Source organism: Pseudomonas sp. RT4P38, assembly GCF_054897765.1.
On the sequence record NZ_CM142703.1, the window covers coordinates 2,003,399 to 2,024,827 of the forward strand.

Consider the following 21,429-nt stretch of genomic DNA (forward strand, 5'->3'; position numbering starts at 1 on the left):
GGATTATTGGCATGGCGAAGAGCGAAGCAGCAGTAAAAGACCCCGCAACCAAAGGCAAACTCAAGCTGATCATTGTGATCGTGGTGGCCCTGCTGCTGGCGATCGGTTTGTCCGTGGGAGCGACCTGGTTCTTCATGCACAGCGCTCAGAGCAAGCCTGCCGCCGCGGCTGAGACCGACCCGGTCGGCAAGCAGCCAGCGATTTTCGAGCCCATGGCTCCGGCCTTCGTGGCCAACTACAACCAGAACGGTCGTCAGCGCTACATGCAGGTGAGCATCACCATGCAGGGTCGCAATCAGGCTGAGCTGGAAGCGCTCAAAGTCCACATGCCGGTCATCCGCAATAACCTGGTCATGCTGTTCTCCGGCCAGGACTTCGCCACCCTGGCGTCGCCAGTCGGCCAGGAAATGTTGCGTCAGAAAGCCACGGCCAGCGTTCAGGAAGTAGCGCAGAAAGAACTCGGCAAAGTGGTCATCGAACAGTTGCTTTTCACTAATTTCGTACTGCAGTAGGAACACGACATGGCCGTGCAGGACCTGCTGTCCCAGGATGAGATCGATGCGCTGTTGCATGGCGTCGACGATGGTCTGGTACAGACCGATACCGCTGCTGAACCCGGCAGTGTCAAAAGCTACGACCTGACCAGCCAGGATCGCATCGTCCGCGGACGCATGCCGACCCTGGAGATGATCAACGAGCGTTTCGCCCGTTACACCCGCATCAGCATGTTCAACATGCTGCGCCGCTCGGCGGACGTTGCCGTCGGTGGCGTGCAGGTGATGAAGTTCGGCGAATACGTGCACTCGCTGTACGTGCCGACCAGCCTCAACCTGGTCAAGATCAAACCGTTGCGCGGCACCGCGTTGTTCATCCTCGACGCCAAACTGGTGTTCAAACTGGTGGACAACTTCTTCGGCGGCGACGGCCGTCACGCGAAGATCGAAGGGCGTGAATTCACCCCGACCGAACTGCGTGTGGTGCGCATGGTGCTGGAGCAGGCCTTCGTCGATTTGAAGGAAGCCTGGCAGGCGATCATGGAAGTGAACTTCGAGTACATCAACTCGGAAGTGAACCCGGCCATGGCCAACATCGTCGGACCGAGCGAAGCCATTGTGGTGTCGACCTTCCACATCGAACTTGATGGCGGTGGCGGCGACCTGCACGTGACCATGCCGTACTCGATGATCGAACCGGTGCGCGAAATGCTCGACGCCGGCTTCCAGTCGGACCTCGACGATCAGGACGAACGCTGGATCAATGCCTTGCGCCAGGATGTGCTGGACGTTGACGTACCGATCGGTGCCACGGTTGCCCGTCGCCAGTTGCGCCTGCGGGACATTCTGCACATGCAACCGGGGGACATTATCCCGGTCGAGATGCCGGAAGAGATGATCATGCGCGCCAACGGCGTGCCTGCGTTCAAGGTCAAGATGGGGTCGCACAAAGGCAACCTCGCGTTGCAAGTGATCGAGCCGATCGAGCGCCGCTGACCGGCGCTCCAACCCCCCCTGTGCTTTTAACTGACGGCTCCTGATTGAATGGATGCCCGCCGAGGACAAATTGATGGCTAACGATATGAACACCCAGGACGACCAGGCGCTGGCCGATGAATGGGCTGCGGCCCTGGAAGAAACCGGCGACGCCGGGCAGGACGACATCGACGCCTTGCTGGCCGCCGACGCCGCCAGTTCGCCGTCCAACCGTCTGCCGATGGAAGAGTTCGGCAGCGTGCCGAAAAACAATAATCCAGTCACCCTGGACGGTCCGAACCTGGACGTGATCCTCGATATTCCGGTGTCGATTTCCATGGAAGTCGGCAGCACCGACATCAACATTCGCAACCTGTTGCAACTCAACCAGGGTTCGGTGATCGAGCTCGATCGTCTGGCCGGTGAACCGCTGGACGTGCTGGTCAACGGCACGCTCATCGCTCACGGCGAAGTGGTGGTGGTCAACGAGAAGTTCGGCATCCGCCTGACCGACGTGATCAGCCCAAGCGAACGCATCAAGAAGCTGCGCTAAGTGAAAAAGGTTCTGGGCGCTCTGCTTGCCTTGCCGTTCAGCGTTCTGGCTGCTGAGCCGGTGGCGACGGCTGCCACCGCTGCCACCGCCGCCGCGCCCGCGGTCAGCAGTGGTGTGGGCGGGCAATTGACACAGTTGGTGTTCGGTTTGCTGCTGGTGCTGGGGTTGATCTTCTTCCTCGCCTGGCTATTGCGCCGGGTCCAGCAGGCCGGGCCGGCCGGCAAGGGACAGGTGATCGAGCTGATCGGTTCCCGCGCGCTGGGCCCTCGCGACCGGTTGATGCTGGTGCAGGTCGGCAACGAGCAGATTCTGCTTGGCTTGAGCCCCGGCACCATCACTGCGTTGCACGTGCTCAAGGAACCGGTGCAAGTGCCCAGCGGTACTGAAAAAGCGACCCCCGAGTTTGCCCAGCGCCTGATGGAGCTGATGGGCAAGGATCAGAAGGATAAGAAGTAATGGGTGCGTTACGCATCGTCTTGACGCTAGTCCTGATGCTGGCCGCGCCGCTGGCGTTCGCCGCCGATCCGTTGTCGATCCCGGCGATCACCCTGGGTACCAATGCCGAAGGCGCTCAGGAATACTCGGTCAGCCTGCAAATCCTGCTGATCATGACCGCGCTGAGTTTTATCCCGGCGTTCGTCATGCTGATGACCAGTTTCACCCGAATCATCATCGTCTTCTCGATCCTGCGTCAGGCCCTGGGTCTGCAGCAGACACCGTCAAACCAAATCCTCACGGGGATGGCGCTGTTCCTGACGCTGTTCATCATGGCGCCGGTGTTCGACCGTGTTAATCAAGATGCCTTGCAACCGTATCTGGCGGAGAAACTCACCGCTCAAGACGCCGTGGCCAAGGCCCAGGTGCCGATCAAGGACTTCATGCTCGCCCAGACTCGCAGCAGCGATCTGGAGTTGTTCATGCGCTTGTCCAAACGCACTGATATCGCGTCGCCGGATCAGGCGCCGCTGACCATTTTGGTCCCGGCGTTCGTCACGTCCGAGCTGAAAACCGCCTTCCAGATTGGCTTCATGATCTTCATTCCGTTCCTGATCATCGACCTGGTCGTGGCCAGTGTGCTGATGGCCATGGGCATGATGATGCTCTCGCCGCTGATCATTTCGCTGCCGTTCAAGATCATGCTGTTCGTGCTGGTGGATGGCTGGGCGTTGATCATCGGTACGCTGGCGAGCAGCTTCGGCGGTGTATCGCCATGACGCCAGAAGTTGCGGTAGACATCTTCCGGGAGGCGCTGTGGCTGACCACCATGATGGTTGCCGTGCTGGTGATTCCGAGTTTGCTCGTGGGCCTGTTGGTGGCAATGTTTCAGGCCGCTACGCAGATCAACGAACAGACGCTGAGCTTTCTGCCGCGCTTGCTGGTGATGCTGGTGACGCTGATCGTCGCCGGCCCGTGGCTGGTGCAGACCTTCATGGAATACATCCTGCAGTTGTACGGCAATATTCCTCAGGTTATCGGCTAAGCCATGTCGCTGCTCCAGCTGACTGACACCCAGATCAGTACCTGGGTGGCGACGTTCATGTTGCCGCTGTTTCGCGTCGGTTCGTTGCTGATGGTCATGCCGATATTCGGTACGAGCCTGGTGCCCACGCGGATCCGCCTCTATTTCGCTGTGGCCATTACCGTGGTCATCGCCCCCGGCCTGCCACCCATGCCGCCGGTGAATGCGCTGGATCTGAGCGGGCTGCTGCTGATCGCCGAGCAGATCATCATCGGCGCGGTACTGGGGTTCTCCTTGCAGCTGTTCTTCCAGGCCTTCGTGGTTGCCGGGCAGATCGTCTCCATTCAGATGGGCATGGGCTTCGCTTCCATGGTCGACCCTACCAACGGTGTGTCGGTGGCAGTTATCGGGCAGTTCTTCACGATGCTGGTGACGCTGCTGTTCCTGTCGATGAATGGCCATCTGGTGGTGTTCGAAGTCCTCACCGAAAGCTTCACCACGCTGCCCGTCGGTAGCGGGTTTATGGTCAATCATTTCTGGGAGCTGGCCGGCAAGCTTGGTTGGGTCCTTGGGGCTGCTCTTATGCTGGTGCTGCCCGCGATCACCGCGCTGCTGGTAGTGAACATTGCGTTTGGCATCATGACCCGGGCGGCGCCGCAGCTGAACATCTTCTCCATCGGCTTCCCGCTGACCCTGGTGCTCGGGATGTACATCCTCTGGGTGGGGCTTGCGGACATCCTCAATCAGTATCAACCGCTGGCCTCCGAGGCCTTGCAGTTTTTACGCGAACTGGCACAGGCGCGCTGAGTCATGGCTGAGAGCGAAAGCGGTCAGGACAAAACAGAAGACCCCACGGAAAAACGTAAAAAGGACTCTCGCGAGAAAGGCGAGATTGCGCGCTCCAAGGAGCTCAACACGCTGGCGATCATGCTGGCTGGTTCCGCTGCGCTGCTGATTTTCGGCGGAGCCCTGGCGCAGGATTTGATGGAGCTGATGCGACAGAATTTTTCCCTGCCGCGAGAAGTCATCCTCGATCAGCGCTCGATGGGCACTTATCTGATGAGCTCGGGGCTGATGGCGTTGCTGGCGATTCAACCCATCATGATCACCCTGGTCCTGGTAGCATTGATCGGGCCGATTTCCCTGGGCGGCTGGCTGTTCGCGGCCAGTTCCCTGGCACCGAAGTTCAGTCGGATGAACCCCGCTGCCGGCCTCAAGCGCATGTTTTCGTTCAAGGCTGTGGCGGAGCTGCTCAAGGCGCTGGCGAAATTTTTCATCACCCTTACCGTGGCGCTTTTAGTGTTGTCATCGGACATTGATGACCTGATACGCATCGCACACGAACCATTGGAACTGGCCATCATCCACTGCTTGCAGGTGGTGGGCTGGAGTACGTTGTGGATGTCTTGCGGGCTGATCGTTATCGCTGCGGTGGATGTGCCGGTGCAGCTCTGGGAGAGCCACAAGAAACTGCTGATGACCAAGCAGGAAGTGCGTGACGAGCATAAAGATCAGGAAGGGAAGCCAGAGGTTAAACAACGGATTCGCCAGCTGCAGCGCGAAATGTCCCAGCGCCGGATGATGGCGGCGATCCCCGACGCCGATGTGGTCATCACCAACCCGACCCACTACGCCGTAGCGCTCAAGTACGATCCGGACAAGGGCGGGGCGCCGATGCTGATCGCCAAGGGCAGCGACTTCCTGGCCTTGAAGATCCGTGAAATCGCTGTGGCCAACGACGTGCTGCTGCTTGAGTCGCCGGCGCTGGCGCGTTCGATCTACTACTCCACAGAACTTGATCAGGAAATCCCTGGCGGGCTCTATCTTGCCGTCGCCCAGGTGCTCGCTTACGTCTACCAGATCCGCCAGCACCGTGCTGGCAAGGGCAAACGTCCGGATCCGCTCAAGGGCGATCTGCCGATTCCGCCGGATCTGCGGCGCGATTCCTGATTTCTCCAACAGATTTTTCCGTCTGTCTGAAAACACCTCTTACCTGGTAGCTCTGACAGTAGACGCCAGTCCTCTAAAGCGCTGTCATGCCTTGGGGATTTCCCGCTAGTGCGCCTTACTGCGAAGTCTGATGATTTATCAGTAATGGGTGCTTAATTAAAGTGTCTGGAGGATGGAATCATGGATAGTGTTTTGTACAAGAATCTGCAGGGTATGAAGTTGTATTTCATCACTGGTAATCTGGAGAGGGTTTCTGAAAAGGAGATTAGATACACGGTCTGGTGTGCGTTGTGGTTAGAGTTTGATAAATTTAAAGATGCTGTGGGTTCTCTGCTTCCGGGCTATTTCGATAACTATTTCAATACTATCAGGCCAGAGTTGGTGGGGTTGGGTTATCACAATGGTCACAACATTGTGGGAGAATCGGCGCGCTGGATCGATACAAACAAAAAGTTGTTCAACTTGTTTAGCAACGGTGTAAATTTCTCGGACGTCAAACTTCCGGGTATACCTTTGAACAGGCAATACAGTAAGCCGGAATTTTCGTTCATCGGTGAGCAGCTGTTGGTGAAGGCGTCGCAGTCTTTCAGTGTGACTACAGGTGAGCTCAAGATAGACGATTTGCCGATCATTTGGTTTGAGTGGGCACTTAAATTGGGGGGGGGTATATCGCAAGAGTCAGGCGTCGTCATTACCGCCGATGACGGACAATCGTCTCTTGTGACTCTGGGGTATGCCCAGGAAGAGTTTGTGCAAGGCGAATACGGGCGGATGCGCCGTGACACGCTGTATATGTTCGGCAATAAATTGAGCTTCGGCGAAATCACGAGAGATAAGATCCTTACAGCACGCTAATACTGGCGCTTTTGTTTCCCGCAGTTCAGGTCTCATGCCGGGGCGGTGTTGTCCGCCGACATCGACGACCTGTTGCGCATTGCGCACGAGCCGCTGGACCAGGCGATCATTCACAGCCTGCAAGTGGTCGGCTGGAGCACTTTGTGGATGTCTTGCGGGCTGATCGTTATCGCTGCGGTGGATGTGCCGGTGCAGCTCTGGGAGAGCCACAAGAAACTGCTGATGACCAAGCAGGAAGTGCGTGACGAGCATAAAGATCAGGAAGGGAAGCCAGAGGTTAAACAACGGATTCGCCAGCTGCAGCGCGAAATGTCCCAGCGCCGGATGATGGCGGCGATCCCCGACGCCGATGTGGTCATCACCAACCCGACCCACTACGCCGTAGCGCTCAAGTACGATCCGGACAAGGGCGGGGCGCCGATGCTGATCGCCAAGGGCAGCGACTTCCTGGCCTTGAAGATCCGTGAAATCGCTGTGGCCAACGAAGTGCTGCTGCTTGAGTCGCCGGCGCTGGCGCGTTCGATCTACTACTCAACCGAACTTGATCAGGAAATCCCTGGTGGTCTGTACCTTGCCGTCGCCCAGGTGCTCGCTTACGTCTACCAGATCCGCCAGCACCGCGCCGGCAAGGGCAAGCGCCCGGATCCGCTCAAGGGCGATCTGCCGATTCCGCCGGATCTGCGGCGCGATTCCTGATTTCTCCTACAGATTTTTCCGTCTGTCTAAAACACCTCTTACCTGTTAGTTCTGACAGTAGACGCAAGTCCTCTGAAGCGTTGTCATGCCTTGGGGATTTCCCCGATAAATGCGCCCGTTTCCGAGTGTGATGAAGGTGTCGGCAATAGGTGTCTCATAAAGTTTCGAGGATTAGAATCATGGATCGAGTTCCGAACGAAATTCTGCAAGGTCCGTACAAAAATCTGCAAGGCATGAAGTTAGAGTTTGTTTCAGGTGTGCTGGAAGAGCGTCCCGAAAAAAAAGAGATCGGCTATACAGTCACCTTTAAGCTTTCGTTGGATTTTGATCTATTTGAAGAAGCTGCAAATATTCACATTCCGGGTTACTTCAACCGGTATTTTAATGCCATCCGGCCTGAGTTGAGGGGATTGGCTTATCACTACTCCCAGAGTTTTTTTGGAGATTCCGCGGGCAAGATTCTTAAAAATGAAGATTTGTTCGGTCGGTTCACCCATCAGAGTTTCTATTATGACGACTGGATGGACGGAAACCTGCTCAGGCGTTACGGCAAGCCGAATTTCGAAATCGTCGATGGACAACTGCAGGTGACTGCCATGCAGGACTTCAGGTTGGAAAATGATGAAATCCAGATCAGTGATTTGCCGATCATTCAATTTGATTGGGCGCTTAATCTAATGATGGACCACTGGTTATGGGGATCGAATATCTTTGAAGCGCCGAGATCACCTGTCTCGATTGTGATTTTTGGATGTACCCAAGAAGAGCTTATGACAATCGAAGGCGAGGAGATGCGCCTCGATACGCGGTATATGGTCGGCAAAGACTTGAAATTCGGCGATATCCAGAAAGAGATGATCCTGACGGCGCGTAAACCTTAGCCTTTCGAGTGCCCGTGGCTTTGGATTGAAACCCGGAGTAATCACGGGCAGTTTGGCCTGTTGCTCTGATATCCCGCGCGGAGGCTGCACCGGCCGTCCGGGTCGCCAATTCCTTGCTGATTCTCTCCGATTCGAACCCCCCCCGCAAAAGTTGGAAGGCTTCTTGCAATAGCCGCTTTGCGCCTGCTTCAGGCGTCAAAAGTTTGCTTTAAAGGAACGGGGAAAACCGGTGGATCGCTCTCAGTTACTCAACAGTGCTCGCACAAACGTTGCCGACTTAAGTCGGGGCAATCTGGGTGTGCCGTTGTTGCTGCTGGTCATGCTGGCGATGATGATGTTGCCGATCCCTCCGTTCCTGCTGGACGTGTTCTTCACATTCAACATTGCCTTGTCGATCGTGGTGTTGCTGGTCTGCGTTTATGCCTTGCGACCGCTGGATTTCGCGGTGTTTCCGACCATTCTGCTGGTGGCGACGCTACTGCGGCTGGCGTTGAACGTGGCCTCCACGCGGGTGGTGATGCTCCACGGTCAGGACGGTCACGCCTCCGCCGGTAAGGTGATCCAGGCCTTCGGTGAGGTGGTGATCGGCGGTAACTACGTGGTCGGTATCGTGGTCTTCGCGATTTTGATGATCATCAACTTCGTCGTAGTGACCAAGGGTGCCGGGCGGATTTCCGAGGTGAGTGCGCGTTTCACCCTCGATGCGATGCCTGGTAAACAAATGGCCATCGACGCCGACTTGAACGCCGGCTTGATCGATCAGAACCAAGCCAAATTGCGCCGGATGGAAGTGGCCCAGGAAGCCGAGTTCTACGGTTCGATGGACGGTGCCAGCAAGTTCGTTCGCGGTGACGCCATTGCCGGCCTGCTGATTCTGTTCATTAACCTGATCGGCGGCATGGCCGTCGGCATCTTCCAGCACGGCATGAGCTTCGGCGACGCCGGCAAGGTTTATGCGCTGTTAACCATCGGTGACGGTTTGGTGGCGCAATTGCCATCACTGCTTTTATCTACAGCTGCAGCGATCATGGTGACCCGTGCTTCCGGTTCGGAAGACATGGGCAAACAGATCAATCGCCAGATGTTCGCCTCGCCGAAAGCGTTGGCAGTGGCGGCGGGGATGATGGCAGTCATGGGCCTGGTGCCCGGCATGCCGCACTTCTCCTTTCTCAGCATGGCGGCCGTGGCGGCCGGCGGTGCGTACCTGTTCTGGAAGAAGCAGAACGTGGTCAAGGTTCAGGCCTTGCAAGAGGTCAAGCGTCAGCAGGAACTGTTGCCATCGCCCGCTCGCGCCCAGGAAACCAAGGAGCTTGGCTGGGACGACGTGACCCCGATCGACATGATCGGCCTGGAAGTCGGGTACCGGCTGATTCCGCTGGTGGACCGCAACCAGGGTGGACAGTTGCTGGCGCGGATCAAAGGTGTGCGCAAGAAGCTGTCGCAGGATCTGGGCTTCCTGATGCCGACCGTGCATATCCGTGACAACCTCGACCTGGCGCCGAGTGCCTATCGCCTGACCCTGATGGGGGTGATCCTGGCCGAAGCGGAGATTTACCCGGACCGCGAACTGGCGATCAACCCGGGGCAGGTCTACGGGACGCTCAACGGCATTACCGCCAAAGATCCGGCTTTCGGTCTGGAGGCGGTCTGGATCGAAATCAGCCAGCGTGCCCAGGCGCAATCCCTCGGTTACACCGTGGTCGATGCCAGTACCGTAGTGGCAACCCACTTGAACCAGATTTTGTACAAGCACTCGAGCGAGTTGATCGGTCACGAAGAAGTGCAGCAACTCATGCAATTGCTGGCCAAAAGCTCACCAAAACTGGCTGAAGAGCTGGTGCCTGGTGTGGTGTCTCTGTCGCAGCTGCTCAAAGTTTTGCAGGCTTTGCTGGCCGAACAGGTGCCAGTACGGGACATTCGCAGCATTGCCGAGGCCATCGCCAACAATGCCGCCAAGAGTCAAGATACTGCCGCGCTGGTGGCCGCCGTGCGCGTCGGCGTATCCCGCGCAATCGTCCAAAGCATTGTAGGCACTGACTCCGAGCTACCAGTGATCACCCTGGAGCCAAGGTTGGAACAAATATTGCTCAATAGTCTTCAGAAGGCAGGACAAGGCTCGGAAGAGGGCGTTCTGTTGGAGCCAAGCATGGCTGAAAAACTGCAACGCTCGTTGATCGACGCGGCGCAGCGTCAGGAAATGCAAGGTCAGCCGGTGATTCTGCTGGTAGCCGGTCCGGTTCGCGCGATGCTGTCGCGATTCGGCCGATTGGCAGTCCCGGGTTTGCACGTGTTGGCGTATCAGGAAATTCCTGACAACAAGCAAGTGACCATCGTTGCGACAGTAGGGCCCAACGGCTGAGGTAGTGGTTTATGCAAGTTAAGCGTTTTTTCGCCGCCGATATGCGTCAGGCCATGAAACTGGTTCGTGATGAGCTGGGCGCTGAAGCCGCCATCATTGGCAACCGCCGGATCGCCGGTGGTGTCGAGTTGACGGCTGCCCTGGATTACAAGTTGTCGGCGCTGGCTCCGCGCGTTCCGAACATGGAACTCGAAGACGAGCTGCGCAAGACTCAGTCGCGGATCGTTACCGCCCAGGCCGAACTGAGCCTGCGAGGCGAAGGCGAGAGCGACAAGAGTACCAATCGCCAGTTGTTCGCCGGCCTGCCACTGACCGCCGCCGAACCGCTGATAGAACCGACATACGCTGAACCCCGTCGGCCTGCACCGGCCGCTGCGCCAGCCTCCGGTGGTGTGGACCCGCGGGCGTTCGACTCGATGCGTTTCGAACTCAACAGTTTGCGCGAACTGATGGAAGTGCAACTCGGCTCCCTGGCCTGGAATCAGCTGCAAGGCAGCCGTCCGGCCCAGGCCAATCTTTGGCGTCGCCTGCAACGCATCGGTCTGTCCGGTCCGTTGTCGCGGGATTTGCTGGCGCTGATTACCGATATTGAAGAACCTCGTCAGGCCTGGCGCATGTTGCTGGCGCACCTGGCGCGGATGATCGCCACACCGGAAATCGAGCCGCTGGAAGAGGGCGGTGTGATTGCCATGGTCGGCCCTGCCGGCATGGGCAAAACCACCACGCTGGCCAAGCTCGCCGCCCGCTACGTGCTCAAGTACGGCGCGCAAAATATCGCGTTGGTGAGCATGGACAGCTACCGTATTGGTGCTCAGGAGCAGCTCAAGACCCTTGGCCGGATCCTCAATGTGTCGGTGACTCACGTCGACCCGGGTCAGTCGCTGGTGCAGGCACTGGAGCCCTTGCTGCGCAAACGCGTGGTGCTGATCGATACCGCGGGCCTCCAGGCCAGCGATCCGGCACTGCGCATGCAGCTCGAAAGCCTGGCCGGTCGTGGGATCAAATCGAAAAACTATCTGGTGTTGGCAACCACCAGCCAGAAACAGGTTCTAACGGCCGCTTATCACAGTTACAAGCGTTGTGGGCTCGCTGGCTGCATCCTGACTAAACTGGATGAAACGGCAAGTCTGGGCGAGGTGTTGAGCCTGGCCATCAGTCATGAATTGCCGGTGGCCTACCTGACCGATGGCCCGCGGATTCCGGATGATTTGCATCTGCCGCGTCGTCATCAGTTGGTCAGTCGCGCGGTAAGCGTGCAAATGCAAGAAGAACCCAGCGAAGAAGCCATGGCTGACATGTTCGCTGATATTTACCACAGCCCGACCAAGCAGGTCGGCTGAGGTATTAATGAACAGTTTTTGTACCTACATCGATGGTCTGCCATGCATTGTTCATTTTGTGAACGCGCAGCCAGTAATGTGGCCTCCGTCTAAGTAAGACAAGGTAAAGAAAATTCATGGGCAGCATGCATCCCGTACAGGTGATCGCGGTGACCGGCGGCAAAGGTGGCGTCGGGAAAACTAACGTGTCAGTGAACTTGTCCCTGGCTCTAGCTGAGCTCGGCCGGCGCGTCATGCTGCTGGACGCCGATCTGGGGCTGGCGAACGTCGACGTCCTGCTGGGACTGACACCCAAACGTACGTTGGCCGACGTGATCGAAGGCCGCTGCGAGCTGCGCGACGTTCTGTTGCAGGGCCCTGGCGGCATCCGCATCGTCCCGGCCGCGTCCGGCACTCAAAGCATGGTTCACCTGAGCCCGGCCCAACACGCCGGCCTGATCCAGGCGTTCAGCGACATCGGCGATAACCTCGACGTATTGGTGATCGACACCGCTGCGGGCATTGGTGAGTCGGTAGTCAGTTTCGTTCGCGCAGCGCAAGAAGTCTTGCTGGTGGTCTGCGACGAACCGACCTCGATCACTGACGCCTACGCACTGATCAAATTGCTTAACCGCGATTACGGCATGAACCGCTTCCGTGTCCTTGCCAACATGGCCCAGAGCCCGCAGGAAGGTCGCAACCTGTTCGCCAAGTTGACCAAGGTCACAGATCGCTTCCTCGACGTCGCCTTACAATACGTCGGCGCGGTGCCTTACGACGAAAGCGTGCGTAAGGCTGTGCAGAAGCAGCGCGCCGTCTATGAAGCCTTCCCGCGGTCCAAGTGCTCCCTGGCGTTCAAGGCCATTGCACAAAAGGTCGATACCTGGCCGCTGCCTGCCAACCCGCGTGGGCACCTGGAGTTTTTTGTCGAGCGCCTCGTGCAACAAACGGCAGGACCGGTGTTATGACAGCCAGCGGCTACAACCTCTACAAGAATTCGGCACGTGACGCGCAGTACGAGCTGATCGAGCGTTACGCGCCACTGGTTAAACGCATTGCCTACCACTTGCTGGCGCGTCTGCCGGCCAGTGTCCAGGTCGAAGACCTGATTCAGGCCGGCATGATCGGCCTGCTTGAAGTGTCGACCAAATACGACGCCAGCAAAGGCGCGAGTTTCGAGACGTACGCGGGCATTCGAATCCGCGGCGCGATGCTCGATGAAGTACGCAAAGGGGACTGGGCGCCACGTTCGGTCCACCGCAATACCCGGATGGTCAGCGACGCCATTCGCTCGATTGAAGCTAAAACCGGTCGTGACGCTAAAGATCACGAGGTTGCGGCCGAACTCCAATTGAGTCTCGACGATTATTACGGGATTTTGAACGACACCCTGGGCAGCCGGTTATTCAGTTTCGACGATCTGTTGCAGGACGGCGAACACGAAGGGCTGCACGAGGATGGCGCCAGTGCTCATCTGGAGCCGTCGCGCGATCTGGAAGATGAACGCTTCCAGAGGGCACTGGCGGATGCGATTGCCAATTTGCCGGAGCGTGAGCGACTGGTGTTGGCGCTGTATTACGACGAAGAGTTGAATCTCAAGGAAATCGGTGAAGTCCTGGGGGTTAGCGAATCTCGGGTCAGCCAGTTACACAGCCAGTGCGCGGCCCGTTTGCGGGGGCGTTTGGGGGAGTGGCGAGCGCGCTGAAGGCAGTGTGGGGACACTGCGAACGCGGCTGGTGGGGTGTTGAACCGCACGGGTCCCGATCTGTTGTGCTCCAGACAGTCATTGAGTGCTTTGCCGGATTGATTGAAATGGCGCGTCCAGGTGCTGGGCGCGTTTAAGACTGCTTGGAGGTCGAATTGAACAAGAACATGAAAATCCTCATCGTTGATGACTTCTCAACGATGCGGCGGATCATAAAAAACCTGTTGCGTGACCTTGGGTTCACCAACACGGTCGAGGCCGACGATGGCACTACTGCCATTCCGGTTCTCAACAGCGGCAGCATCGACTTTCTGGTAACAGACTGGAACATGCCCGGCATGACCGGTATCGACCTGCTGCGCCACGTGCGTGCCGATGAAAAGCTCAAGCACCTGCCGGTGCTGATGGTGACCGCTGAAGCCAAGCGCGAGCAGATCATCGAGGCAGCCCAGGCCGGTGTTAACGGCTATGTGGTCAAACCCTTCACGGCCCAGGCGTTAAAAGAAAAAATCGAGAAGATTTTCGAACGCATCGGTTGATGTGCGAAGCCACTGCGCCACGGGGGAGCTATGGAGCATAACGAATCTTCACAGGGCGATTTCGAGTCGACCCTGAAAAAACACGCTGTCGAACTGGTCGAAAGTCTTGAAAAAGGCAGGTTCGGCGACGCCGTGCAACTGATCCATGAGCTCAACCAGACCCGTGACCGAGGCCTGTATCAGGAAGTGGGCAAGCTCACTCGCGAGCTGCATAGTGCGATCGTCAATTTTCAGATTGACCCGAACATGCCGCAAGCCGAGGAAGTGTCACAGATCACGGACGCCACCGAGCGTCTGGGCTATGTGGTCAAGCTGACCGAGGCCGCGGCCAACCGCACCATGGACCTGGTGGAAAACGCCACGCCGCTGGTCAACGGCCTGAGCAATGAAGCGCAGGCCTTGAGCACCGACTGGGGACGGTTCATGCGGCGCGAGGTCGGGGCTGAAGAGTTCCGCGAGCTGGCCCGGCGAGTCGACGGTTTCCTGACACGCAGCAGCGAAGATAATCGCGTTGTGTCGAGCAACCTCAACGACATTCTGCTCGCTCAGGATTACCAGGACCTCACCGGTCAGGTGATCAAGCGTGTGACCCAATTGGTCACCGAAGTTGAAAGCAACCTGCTCAAGCTCGTGCTCATGGCCAGTCAGGTGGACCGCTTTGCGGGCATCGAACATGACCGTGAAGCGATGCTGGCTGAAAAAGATCCGCAAAAACATCTCTCTCAGGGTGAAGGTCCGCAGATTCATGCCGATAAAAGAGAAGACGTTGTGTCCGGTCAGGACGATGTAGACGATTTGCTTTCCAGCCTTGGATTCTAGGAGCACCCCTACACATGAGCTTCGGCGCCGATGAAGAGATCCTTCAGGATTTCCTGGTTGAGGCCGGCGAGATTCTAGAGCAACTGTCCGAACAGCTGGTCGAGCTTGAAAGCCGACCTGATGATGCGGACTTGCTCAATGCAATTTTTCGCGGTTTTCACACTGTAAAAGGAGGCGCCGGCTTCCTCCAGCTCAACGAGCTGGTGGAGTGCTGTCACATCGCCGAGAACGTGTTCGACATCCTGCGCAAGGGTGAACGTCGCGTCGACTCGGAACTGATGGACGTGGTTCTCGAAGCGCTGGATGCGGTGAACGGCATGTTTACCGAAGTCCGCGAGCGCAGCCCGATCACGGCTGCCACGCCAGAATTGCTTGCGGCACTGGCCCGTCTGGCCGAGCCGAAAACTGAAGAATCCGCACCAGTTGTCGAAGTGGTCGAAACACCGGCTGCCGACAGCGAATCGGGTGACATCACCGATAACGAATTCGAACAACTGCTGGACTCGCTGAACGCCGTCAAGGCTCAGGCAGAAGCCCCGGCAGCTGTGCCGGCGCCGAGCAGCAATGCGGCAGCCAGCGACGAAATCACCGATGCCGAGTTCGAGTCGTTGCTCGATCAACTGCACGGTAAAGGCCAGTTCGCCGTCGATGCGGTAGCCCCGGCGCCAGCCGCACCGGCTGCCCCGAAAGCGGCAGGCGACAGCTCCGATATCACCGACGACGAGTTCGAAGCGCTGCTCGATCAGCTGCACGGCAAGGGTAACTTTGCCGTTGATGCGCTGGAATCGGCCATTGCTGCGGTCCCGGCCCCGGCTGCGCCCACCGCTAAAGCGGCTGGCGGCGACCTGATCTCCGATCACGAGTTCGAATCGCTGCTCGACGAATTGCACGGCAAAGGCAAGTTCACTGAAGTCGGCACTGCGTCGGGCGCCAGCGCTTCGGTTGCGGCCCCGGTTGCCAAGGCTGTTGCGCCGAAACCCGTCGCCAAAGCGCCCGAGCCTAAAGCCGAAGCGCCGAAGCCTGTTGCTGCTGCACCGGCTCCGGCTCGTGCCCCGGCCGCGCCACCGGCGGAAAAACCGGCCAGCGAAGCCGAGACCACCGTGCGGGTCGATACCGCGCGTCTCGACGAAATCATGAACATGGTTGGCGAGTTGGTACTGGTGCGTAACCGCTTGGTCCGTCTGGGCCTCAACAGCGGCGACGAAGCCATGTCCAAGGCGGTGTCGAACCTCGACGTGGTCACTGCCGACCTGCAAACCGCGGTCATGAAGACCCGGATGCAACCGATCAAGAAGGTCTTCGGGCGCTTCCCGCGCCTGGTTCGCGACCTGGCTCGCCAGCTCAAGAAAGAGATCAACCTGGAACTGGTCGGCGAAGAAACCGACCTCGACAAGAACCTCGTCGAGGCCCTGGCCGACCCGCTGGTCCACTTGGTGCGCAACTCGGTTGACCACGGTATCGAAGAGCCGGCCGAGCGCGAAGCGATGGGCAAGCCTCGCAGCGGCAAGGTGATCCTGTCCGCAGAACAGGAAGGCGACCACATCCTGCTGTCCATCTCCGATGACGGCAAGGGCATGGACGCCGATGTTCTGCGCGGCATTGCCGTGAAGAAAGGCTTGATGGACAAGGATGCAGCGGATCGCCTCAGCGAATCCGATTGCTTCAACCTGATCTTCGCGCCGGGTTTCTCGACCAAGACCGAAATTTCCGATGTCTCCGGACGCGGCGTGGGCATGGACGTGGTGAAAACCAAAATCGCCCAACTCAATGGCACCATCAATATCTATTCGACCAAGGGCAAGGGCTCGAAGATCGTCATCAAGGTCCCGTTGACCCTGGCGATCATGCCGACTCTGATGGTCATGCTCGGCAACCAGGCGTTTGCGTTCCCGCTGGTGAACGTCAACGAGATCTTCCACCTCGACTTGTCGCGCACCAACGTGGTGGACGGCCAGGAAGTGGTGATCGTGCGGGACAAGGCGCTGCCATTGTTCTACCTCAAACGCTGGCTGGTCAGCTCTGCCGCACATGAAGAGCAGCGCGAAGGCCACGTGGTGATCCTTTCGGTGGGCACTCAGCGGATCGGCTTCGTCGTCGATCAACTGGTGGGCCAGGAAGAAGTGGTCATCAAGCCATTGGGCAAGATGCTCCAGGGAACCCCGGGCATGTCCGGCGCCACCATCACCGGTGACGGCCGCATTGCGCTGATTCTCGATGTACCGAGCATGCTCAAGCGTTACGCCGCACGGCGTATTTGATTCTGGTGGAGCGGGGCGACTGAGCCTCGCTCCGTCTAACGGAGTGTTTATGGCAGTCAAAGTCCTGGTGGTGGACGATTCGGGGTTTTTCCGCCGCCGCGTCTCGGAAATTCTTTCAGCGGATCCGAACATCCAGGTTGTCGGTACGGCGACCAACGGAAAAGAGGCGATTGATCAGGCGCTGGCCCTCAAGCCAGACGTGATCACCATGGACTACGAGATGCCGATGATGGATGGCATCACGGCGGTGCGGCACATCATGCAGCGCTGCCCGACCCCGGTGTTGATGTTTTCCTCGCTGACCCACGAAGGCGCTCGGGTCACTCTCGATGCGCTGGACGCCGGCGCGGTGGATTTCCTGCCGAAGAATTTCGAAGACATCTCCCGTAACCCGGAGAAGGTCAAGCAACTGCTGTGCGAGAAGATTCTCAGCATCTCGCGCAGTAACCGTCGTGCCAGCACCTACAGCGCTCCGGCGCCCGTCGCCGCGCCAGCTCCGACGCCTGCGCCTTCGAGCGTCAGTAGCTACGGCAGCAGCGCGCCTGCGCGTCCGGTAACGGCTCCGATTCCGGCGCGTACGCACTCACCCGCCTCGCCAGCGCCAAAACGCAAAGCCTACAAATTGGTCGCCATCGGCACGTCCACCGGCGGTCCGGTTGCCCTGCAGCGGGTTCTGACCCAATTGCCGGCCAACTTCCCCGCCCCCATCGTATTGATCCAGCACATGCCGGCCGCCTTCACCAAGGCCTTCGCCGAACGCCTGGACAAGCTCTGCCGCATCAGCGTCAAGGAAGCCGAGGATGGCGACATCCTGCGTCCGGGCCTGGCGCTGCTGGCGCCGGGTGGCAAGCAAATGATGATCGACGGCCGTGGCGCGGTGAAGATCCTCCCGGGTGACGAGCGCTTGAACTACAAACCGTGCGTGGACATCACCTTCGGTTCCGCGGCAAAGACCTACGGTGACAAAGTTCTGGCGGTCGTGTTGACCGGCATGGGCGCCGATGGTCGCGAAGGCGCGCGTCTGCTCAAGCAGGGCGGCAGCTCGATCTGGGCCCAGGATGAAGCCAGCTGCGTGATCTACGGCATGCCGATGGCCATCGTCAAAGCCGAACTCGCCGACGCGGTGTACGGGCTGGACGATATTGGCAAGCATCTGGTCGAGGCTTGTATCTGATGGATGTTTTAAGTCTTATCGGGATCATCCTGGCGTTTGTTGCCATCATTGGCGGCAACTACCTTGAAGGCGGTCACCTCGGCGCGTTGGCCAATGGCCCGGCAGCGTTGATCGTACTCGGTGGGACCATCGGTGCGGCGCTGCTGCAGGCGCCGATGAGCGCCTTCAAGCGCGCCATGCAGATTCTGGCCTGGATCCTGTTTCCACCTCGCGTGGACCTGGCCGGTGGCGTCGACCGCGTTGTGAACTGGAGCCTGATCGCACGCAAGGAAGGCCTGCTCGGTCTGGAAGGGGTGGCCGACGCCGAACCCGACAACTACTCGCGCAAAGGCCTGCAACTACTAGTGGACGGTGCGGAGCCGGAAGCGATTCGCAGCATCCTGGAAGTGGATTTCTACACCCAGGAAAGCCGCGACATCGAAGCCGCCAAAGTCTTCGAAAGCATGGGCGGCTACGCGCCGACCATCGGCATCATTGGTGCGGTGATGGGCCTGATCCATGTGATGGGTAACCTGGCCGATCCATCGCAACTGGGTAGCGGCATTGCAGTGGCCTTCGTCGCGACCATCTACGGCGTGGCCAGTGCCAACCTGGTGCTGCTGCCGATTGCCGCCAAACTCAAGTCCGTCGCGTTGCGGCAGTCGCGTTATCGCGAAATGTTGTTGGAAGGCATTCTGTCGATCGCCGAAGGTGAAAACCCTCGCTCTATCGAGTTGAAGCTTCAGGGCTTCATGGATTGATGGGAGTAATGGACTATGGCTCGTCGCCGACAACCTGAAGAACATGTAAACCATGAACGCTGGCTGGTTTCCTACGCCGACTTCATAACGTTGCTGTTCGCTTTCTTCGTCGTGATGTATTCGATCTCTTCGATCAACGAAGGCAAGTACAAAGTCATTTCGGAAGCATTGATCGGCGTGTTCACCGATTCGGATCGTGCGCTCAAGCCGATCCCGATTGGCGACGAGCGACCGAAGACCGTGACTCCGGCCAAGCCGCTGGTTAAAGACGCCGAGCAGGTCGACGCCGGTATCGCGGGTGCCAGCGATCCGCTCAAAAGTATCGCCGACGACATCAGCGCCGCGTTCGGCGACTTGATCAGCTCCAATCAGATGACCATTCGCGGCAATGAGCTGTGGGTCGAGATCGAACTCAATTCCAGCCTGTTGTTCGGCAGTGGCGACGCCATGCCCAGTGACATAGCGTTCAACATCATCGACAAGGTCGCAGCGATTCTGAAGCCGTTCGACAACCCGATTCACGTCGAAGGCTTCACTGACGATCAACCGATCCGCACTGCGCAATACCCGACCAACTGGGAGCTGTCCTCGGCCCGTTCGGCGAGCATCGTGCGCATGCTGGCAATGCAGGGTGTGAACCCCGGTCGTCTGGCGTCGGTGGGTTACGGCGAGTTCCAGCCGGTGGCCAACAACGCCACTGCCGAGGGCCGGGCGCGTAACCGTCGCGTCGTCCTGGTGGTGTCACGAAATCTCGATGTACGCCGCAGCCTCACGGGTACCGGAACCGCCAATGCGAAACCGGATGCCGCGTTGAAGCGTGCTGGCACACAAACTGCACCGACCCCGGTCAAGTCGCCGGGACGAGAGAGCGCCGTCAATTCTCCGTCACCCGCATTAATACGTTGAGCTATTTCTCGGTCGACCATTTCGACCGGGAGGAACAATCCGAATGAGAGTCTGGGCAGTCGCCAATCAAAAGGGTGGTGTTGGTAAAACCACTTCCTCTATCGCTTTAGCCGGTTTACTGGCCGAGGCGGGCAAGCGCGTGGTCGTGGTCGATCTCGACCCCCACGGCTCCATGACCAGCTATTTCGGTTATGACCCCGACAGCCTGGAACACAGCAGCTACGACCTGTTCCTGAATAAGGGCAGCGTACCGCAAGGCTTGCCCGGACAGTTGTTGTTGCCCACCAGCCACGAAAGTATTTCTCTGTTGCCATCGAGCACCGCACTCGCGACCCTCGAGCGCCAGTCGCCGGGTCAGAGTGGCTTGGGCCTGGTGATTGCCAAGAGTCTGGCGCAACTGTGGCAAGACTTCGATTACGCGGTGATCGACAGCCCGCCGTTGCTCGGTTTGCTGATGGTCAATGCCTTGGCGGCGAGCCAGCAATTGGTGATTCCGGTGCAGACCGAGCACTTGGCGGTCAAAGGCCTGGAGCGCATGGTCAACACCCTGGCGATGATCAACCGTTCACGCAAACAGGCGCTGCCCTTCAGCATCGTGCCGACCCTGTTCGACCGCCGCACGCAGGCTTCCCTCGGCACTCTACGGGTGTTGCGCGACAAGTACCCGGAAGAAATCTGGCAGGGCTACATTCCAGTCGACACCCGCTTGCGTGACGCCAGCCGTGCCGGCGTAACGCCTTCGCAATTTGACGGCAAGAGCCGTGGTGTTCTCGCCTACCGCGCACTGCTCAAGCATTTGCTGGCAGCACAACTTGTCCCGCAGGTGGCGTGACATGAACCGCCCGGTAAAAATCAGCTCGCGCCCCCAACTCGCACTCCAGTCTTATCTGGACAACTTGCTGATGGATGCGACCGAAGAGTTGCCGCCGCAAATCGAGGCGCTGCCCGAGGTTGTGGAGATTGAAGCAGCTCTGGACGAATTCCAGGCGGCGGTGCTTGAAGAGCAGGCTCGTGATGCGCAGAAACCCGCCGTGGTCGCCTCGCTGAAAGTAGCGCCAGTGGTAGCACCTGTGGTGAAAGCACCTGTTGTGATCGAAGAAGCACCGGCACCGGTTCTGGCGCCTGTATCGACTATCGCACCGCTGCTGCAAGCCCTGGTGCCACCGGTGGTCGAAGTCCATTTGCCGCCGAGCAACACGCCGCCACCGGTGGAAACCGACGGTCGTCCGTCCTGGGCCGCCGAACCCTTTGAATGCCTGTTGTTCGATGTCGCCGGATTGACCCTGGCGGTGCCGCTGGTGTGTCTGGGGTCGATTTATTCTTTGGCCGGTCACGAGCTGACACCGCTGTTCGGTCAGCCGGAATGGTTCCTCGGGATTCTGCCAAGCCAAGCCGGCAACCTGAAAGTATTGGACACCGCGCGTTGGGTCATGCCCGACCGTTACCGCGACGATTTCCGTCAGGGCCTGCAATACGTTATTTCGGTTCAGGGCTACGAGTGGGGGCTGGCGGTGCATCAGGTCAGCCGCTCGTTGCGTCTGGACCCGAACGAAATCAAATGGAGAAGTCATCGAGGTCAGCGGCCATGGCTCGCCGGCACGGTGATTGAGCACATGTGTGCGCTGCTGGACGTTTCCGCTCTGGCCGAGTTGATCGCCAGCGGCGGGGCAAAGCACATGGGCGGCATCAAGCCGCTACACAAACCGACATAGCTGCCGACATAACAAGTATGCGACGGCATTGTTGA

22 protein-coding genes and 1 pseudogene are annotated in these 21,429 nt (G+C 58.6%); all 23 read left to right on the plus strand.

All coding sequences use genetic code 11. The annotated features are described in order from the left end of the window. Positions 1-11 precede the first annotated feature (11 nt). The 23 genes and pseudogenes from fliL to ACYZT7_RS09370 all read left to right on the plus strand — a co-directional run bounded on the left by fliL (position 12) and on the right by ACYZT7_RS09370 (position 21,394). Positions 12-512, plus strand: coding sequence for a flagellar basal body-associated protein FliL (fliL, locus tag ACYZT7_RS09260; RefSeq protein ID WP_462040792.1), 501 nt, complete (start codon positions 12-14; stop codon positions 510-512). 9 nt (positions 513-521) lie between these two features. Further along, positions 522-1,490, plus strand: a complete 969-nt coding sequence (gene fliM, locus ACYZT7_RS09265; RefSeq protein WP_149629158.1) for a flagellar motor switch protein FliM — start codon at positions 522-524, stop codon at positions 1,488-1,490. 73 nt (positions 1,491-1,563) lie between these two features. Next, positions 1,564-2,022 carry a flagellar motor switch protein FliN gene (fliN, locus tag ACYZT7_RS09270; RefSeq protein WP_415770617.1) on the plus strand — a complete coding sequence of 153 codons (459 nt, stop codon included), beginning with the start codon at positions 1,564-1,566 and terminating at the stop codon, positions 2,020-2,022. Continuing rightward, entirely contained in the window at positions 2,023-2,478 is a 456-nt protein-coding gene (fliO, locus tag ACYZT7_RS09275) for a flagellar biosynthetic protein FliO (protein ID WP_462040793.1), read from the plus strand. Further along, a complete protein-coding gene (fliP, locus tag ACYZT7_RS09280; RefSeq protein WP_462040794.1) occupies positions 2,478-3,236 on the plus strand; it encodes a flagellar type III secretion system pore protein FliP in 759 nt (252 codons plus the stop codon). Before fliO ends, fliP begins: the two co-directional genes overlap by 1 nt. Next, a complete protein-coding gene (fliQ, locus tag ACYZT7_RS09285; RefSeq protein WP_010456946.1) occupies positions 3,233-3,502 on the plus strand; it encodes a flagellar biosynthesis protein FliQ in 270 nt (89 codons plus the stop codon). The genes fliP and fliQ overlap by 4 nt, the downstream gene beginning before the upstream one ends. 3 nt (positions 3,503-3,505) lie before the next feature. Beyond that, positions 3,506-4,288 carry a flagellar biosynthetic protein FliR gene (gene fliR / locus ACYZT7_RS09290; RefSeq protein WP_282377498.1) on the plus strand — a complete coding sequence of 261 codons (783 nt, stop codon included), beginning with the start codon at positions 3,506-3,508 and terminating at the stop codon, positions 4,286-4,288. A 3-nt stretch (positions 4,289-4,291) separates the two neighbouring features. Further along, positions 4,292-5,431: a flagellar biosynthesis protein FlhB gene (gene flhB, locus ACYZT7_RS09295; RefSeq protein WP_462040795.1), complete on the plus strand. Its 1,140-nt coding sequence runs from the start codon at positions 4,292-4,294 to the stop codon at positions 5,429-5,431. A 180-nt stretch (positions 5,432-5,611) separates the two neighbouring features. Continuing rightward, entirely contained in the window at positions 5,612-6,286 is a 675-nt protein-coding gene (locus ACYZT7_RS09300; protein ID WP_462040796.1) for a hypothetical protein, read from the plus strand. A gap of 45 nt (positions 6,287-6,331) precedes the next feature. Continuing rightward, positions 6,332-6,982 (plus strand): annotated as a pseudogene (flhB, locus tag ACYZT7_RS09305) (flagellar type III secretion system protein FlhB); the annotation flags it as partial. A gap of 179 nt (positions 6,983-7,161) precedes the next feature. Continuing rightward, complete coding sequence (locus tag ACYZT7_RS09310) at positions 7,162-7,863, plus strand: hypothetical protein (protein WP_462040797.1); 702 nt, start codon at positions 7,162-7,164, stop codon at positions 7,861-7,863. Positions 7,864-8,092: 229 nt separating this feature from the next. Further along, positions 8,093-10,222, plus strand: coding sequence for a flagellar biosynthesis protein FlhA (gene flhA, locus ACYZT7_RS09315; RefSeq protein WP_462040798.1), 2,130 nt, complete (start codon positions 8,093-8,095; stop codon positions 10,220-10,222). Positions 10,223-10,233: 11 nt separating this feature from the next. Then, positions 10,234-11,562 (plus strand): flagellar biosynthesis protein FlhF, encoded by a 1,329-nt coding sequence (gene flhF, locus ACYZT7_RS09320; protein ID WP_462040799.1) that lies wholly within the window; start codon positions 10,234-10,236, stop codon positions 11,560-11,562. Positions 11,563-11,678: 116 nt separating this feature from the next. Continuing rightward, complete coding sequence (gene fleN / locus ACYZT7_RS09325) at positions 11,679-12,509, plus strand: flagellar synthesis regulator FleN (protein ID WP_007975361.1); 831 nt, start codon at positions 11,679-11,681, stop codon at positions 12,507-12,509. Beyond that, on the plus strand, positions 12,506-13,246 hold the full coding sequence (gene fliA / locus ACYZT7_RS09330) for an RNA polymerase sigma factor FliA (RefSeq protein WP_462040800.1): 741 nt from the start codon (positions 12,506-12,508) through the stop codon (positions 13,244-13,246). Before fleN ends, fliA begins: the two co-directional genes overlap by 4 nt. Before the next feature lie 167 nt (positions 13,247-13,413). Beyond that, the gene (locus ACYZT7_RS09335; RefSeq protein ID WP_003183998.1) at positions 13,414-13,785 is read left to right on the plus strand and encodes a chemotaxis response regulator CheY; all 372 of its coding nucleotides are present in this window, start codon (positions 13,414-13,416) and stop codon (positions 13,783-13,785) included. Between the two features lie 30 nt (positions 13,786-13,815). Beyond that, positions 13,816-14,604, plus strand: coding sequence for a protein phosphatase CheZ (locus tag ACYZT7_RS09340; protein WP_074874578.1), 789 nt, complete (start codon positions 13,816-13,818; stop codon positions 14,602-14,604). 14 nt (positions 14,605-14,618) lie between these two features. Beyond that, positions 14,619-16,862 carry a chemotaxis protein CheA gene (locus ACYZT7_RS09345; RefSeq protein ID WP_462040801.1) on the plus strand — a complete coding sequence of 748 codons (2,244 nt, stop codon included), beginning with the start codon at positions 14,619-14,621 and terminating at the stop codon, positions 16,860-16,862. 49 nt (positions 16,863-16,911) lie between these two features. Next, on the plus strand, positions 16,912-18,036 hold the full coding sequence (locus ACYZT7_RS09350) for a protein-glutamate methylesterase/protein-glutamine glutaminase (protein ID WP_462040802.1): 1,125 nt from the start codon (positions 16,912-16,914) through the stop codon (positions 18,034-18,036). Beyond that, complete coding sequence (locus ACYZT7_RS09355; protein ID WP_449642384.1) at positions 18,036-18,776, plus strand: flagellar motor protein; 741 nt, start codon at positions 18,036-18,038, stop codon at positions 18,774-18,776. The genes ACYZT7_RS09350 and ACYZT7_RS09355 overlap by 1 nt, the downstream gene beginning before the upstream one ends. Positions 18,777-18,791: 15 nt before the next feature. Further along, positions 18,792-19,682 (plus strand): flagellar motor protein MotD, encoded by an 891-nt coding sequence (gene motD, locus ACYZT7_RS09360; protein ID WP_008155811.1) that lies wholly within the window; start codon positions 18,792-18,794, stop codon positions 19,680-19,682. A 43-nt stretch (positions 19,683-19,725) separates the two neighbouring features. After that, positions 19,726-20,514 carry a ParA family protein gene (locus ACYZT7_RS09365; protein ID WP_033056007.1) on the plus strand — a complete coding sequence of 263 codons (789 nt, stop codon included), beginning with the start codon at positions 19,726-19,728 and terminating at the stop codon, positions 20,512-20,514. A gap of 1 nt (position 20,515) precedes the next feature. Next, positions 20,516-21,394, plus strand: a complete 879-nt coding sequence (locus tag ACYZT7_RS09370; protein ID WP_462040803.1) for a CheW domain-containing protein — start codon at positions 20,516-20,518, stop codon at positions 21,392-21,394. Positions 21,395-21,429: the final 35 nt, after the last annotated feature.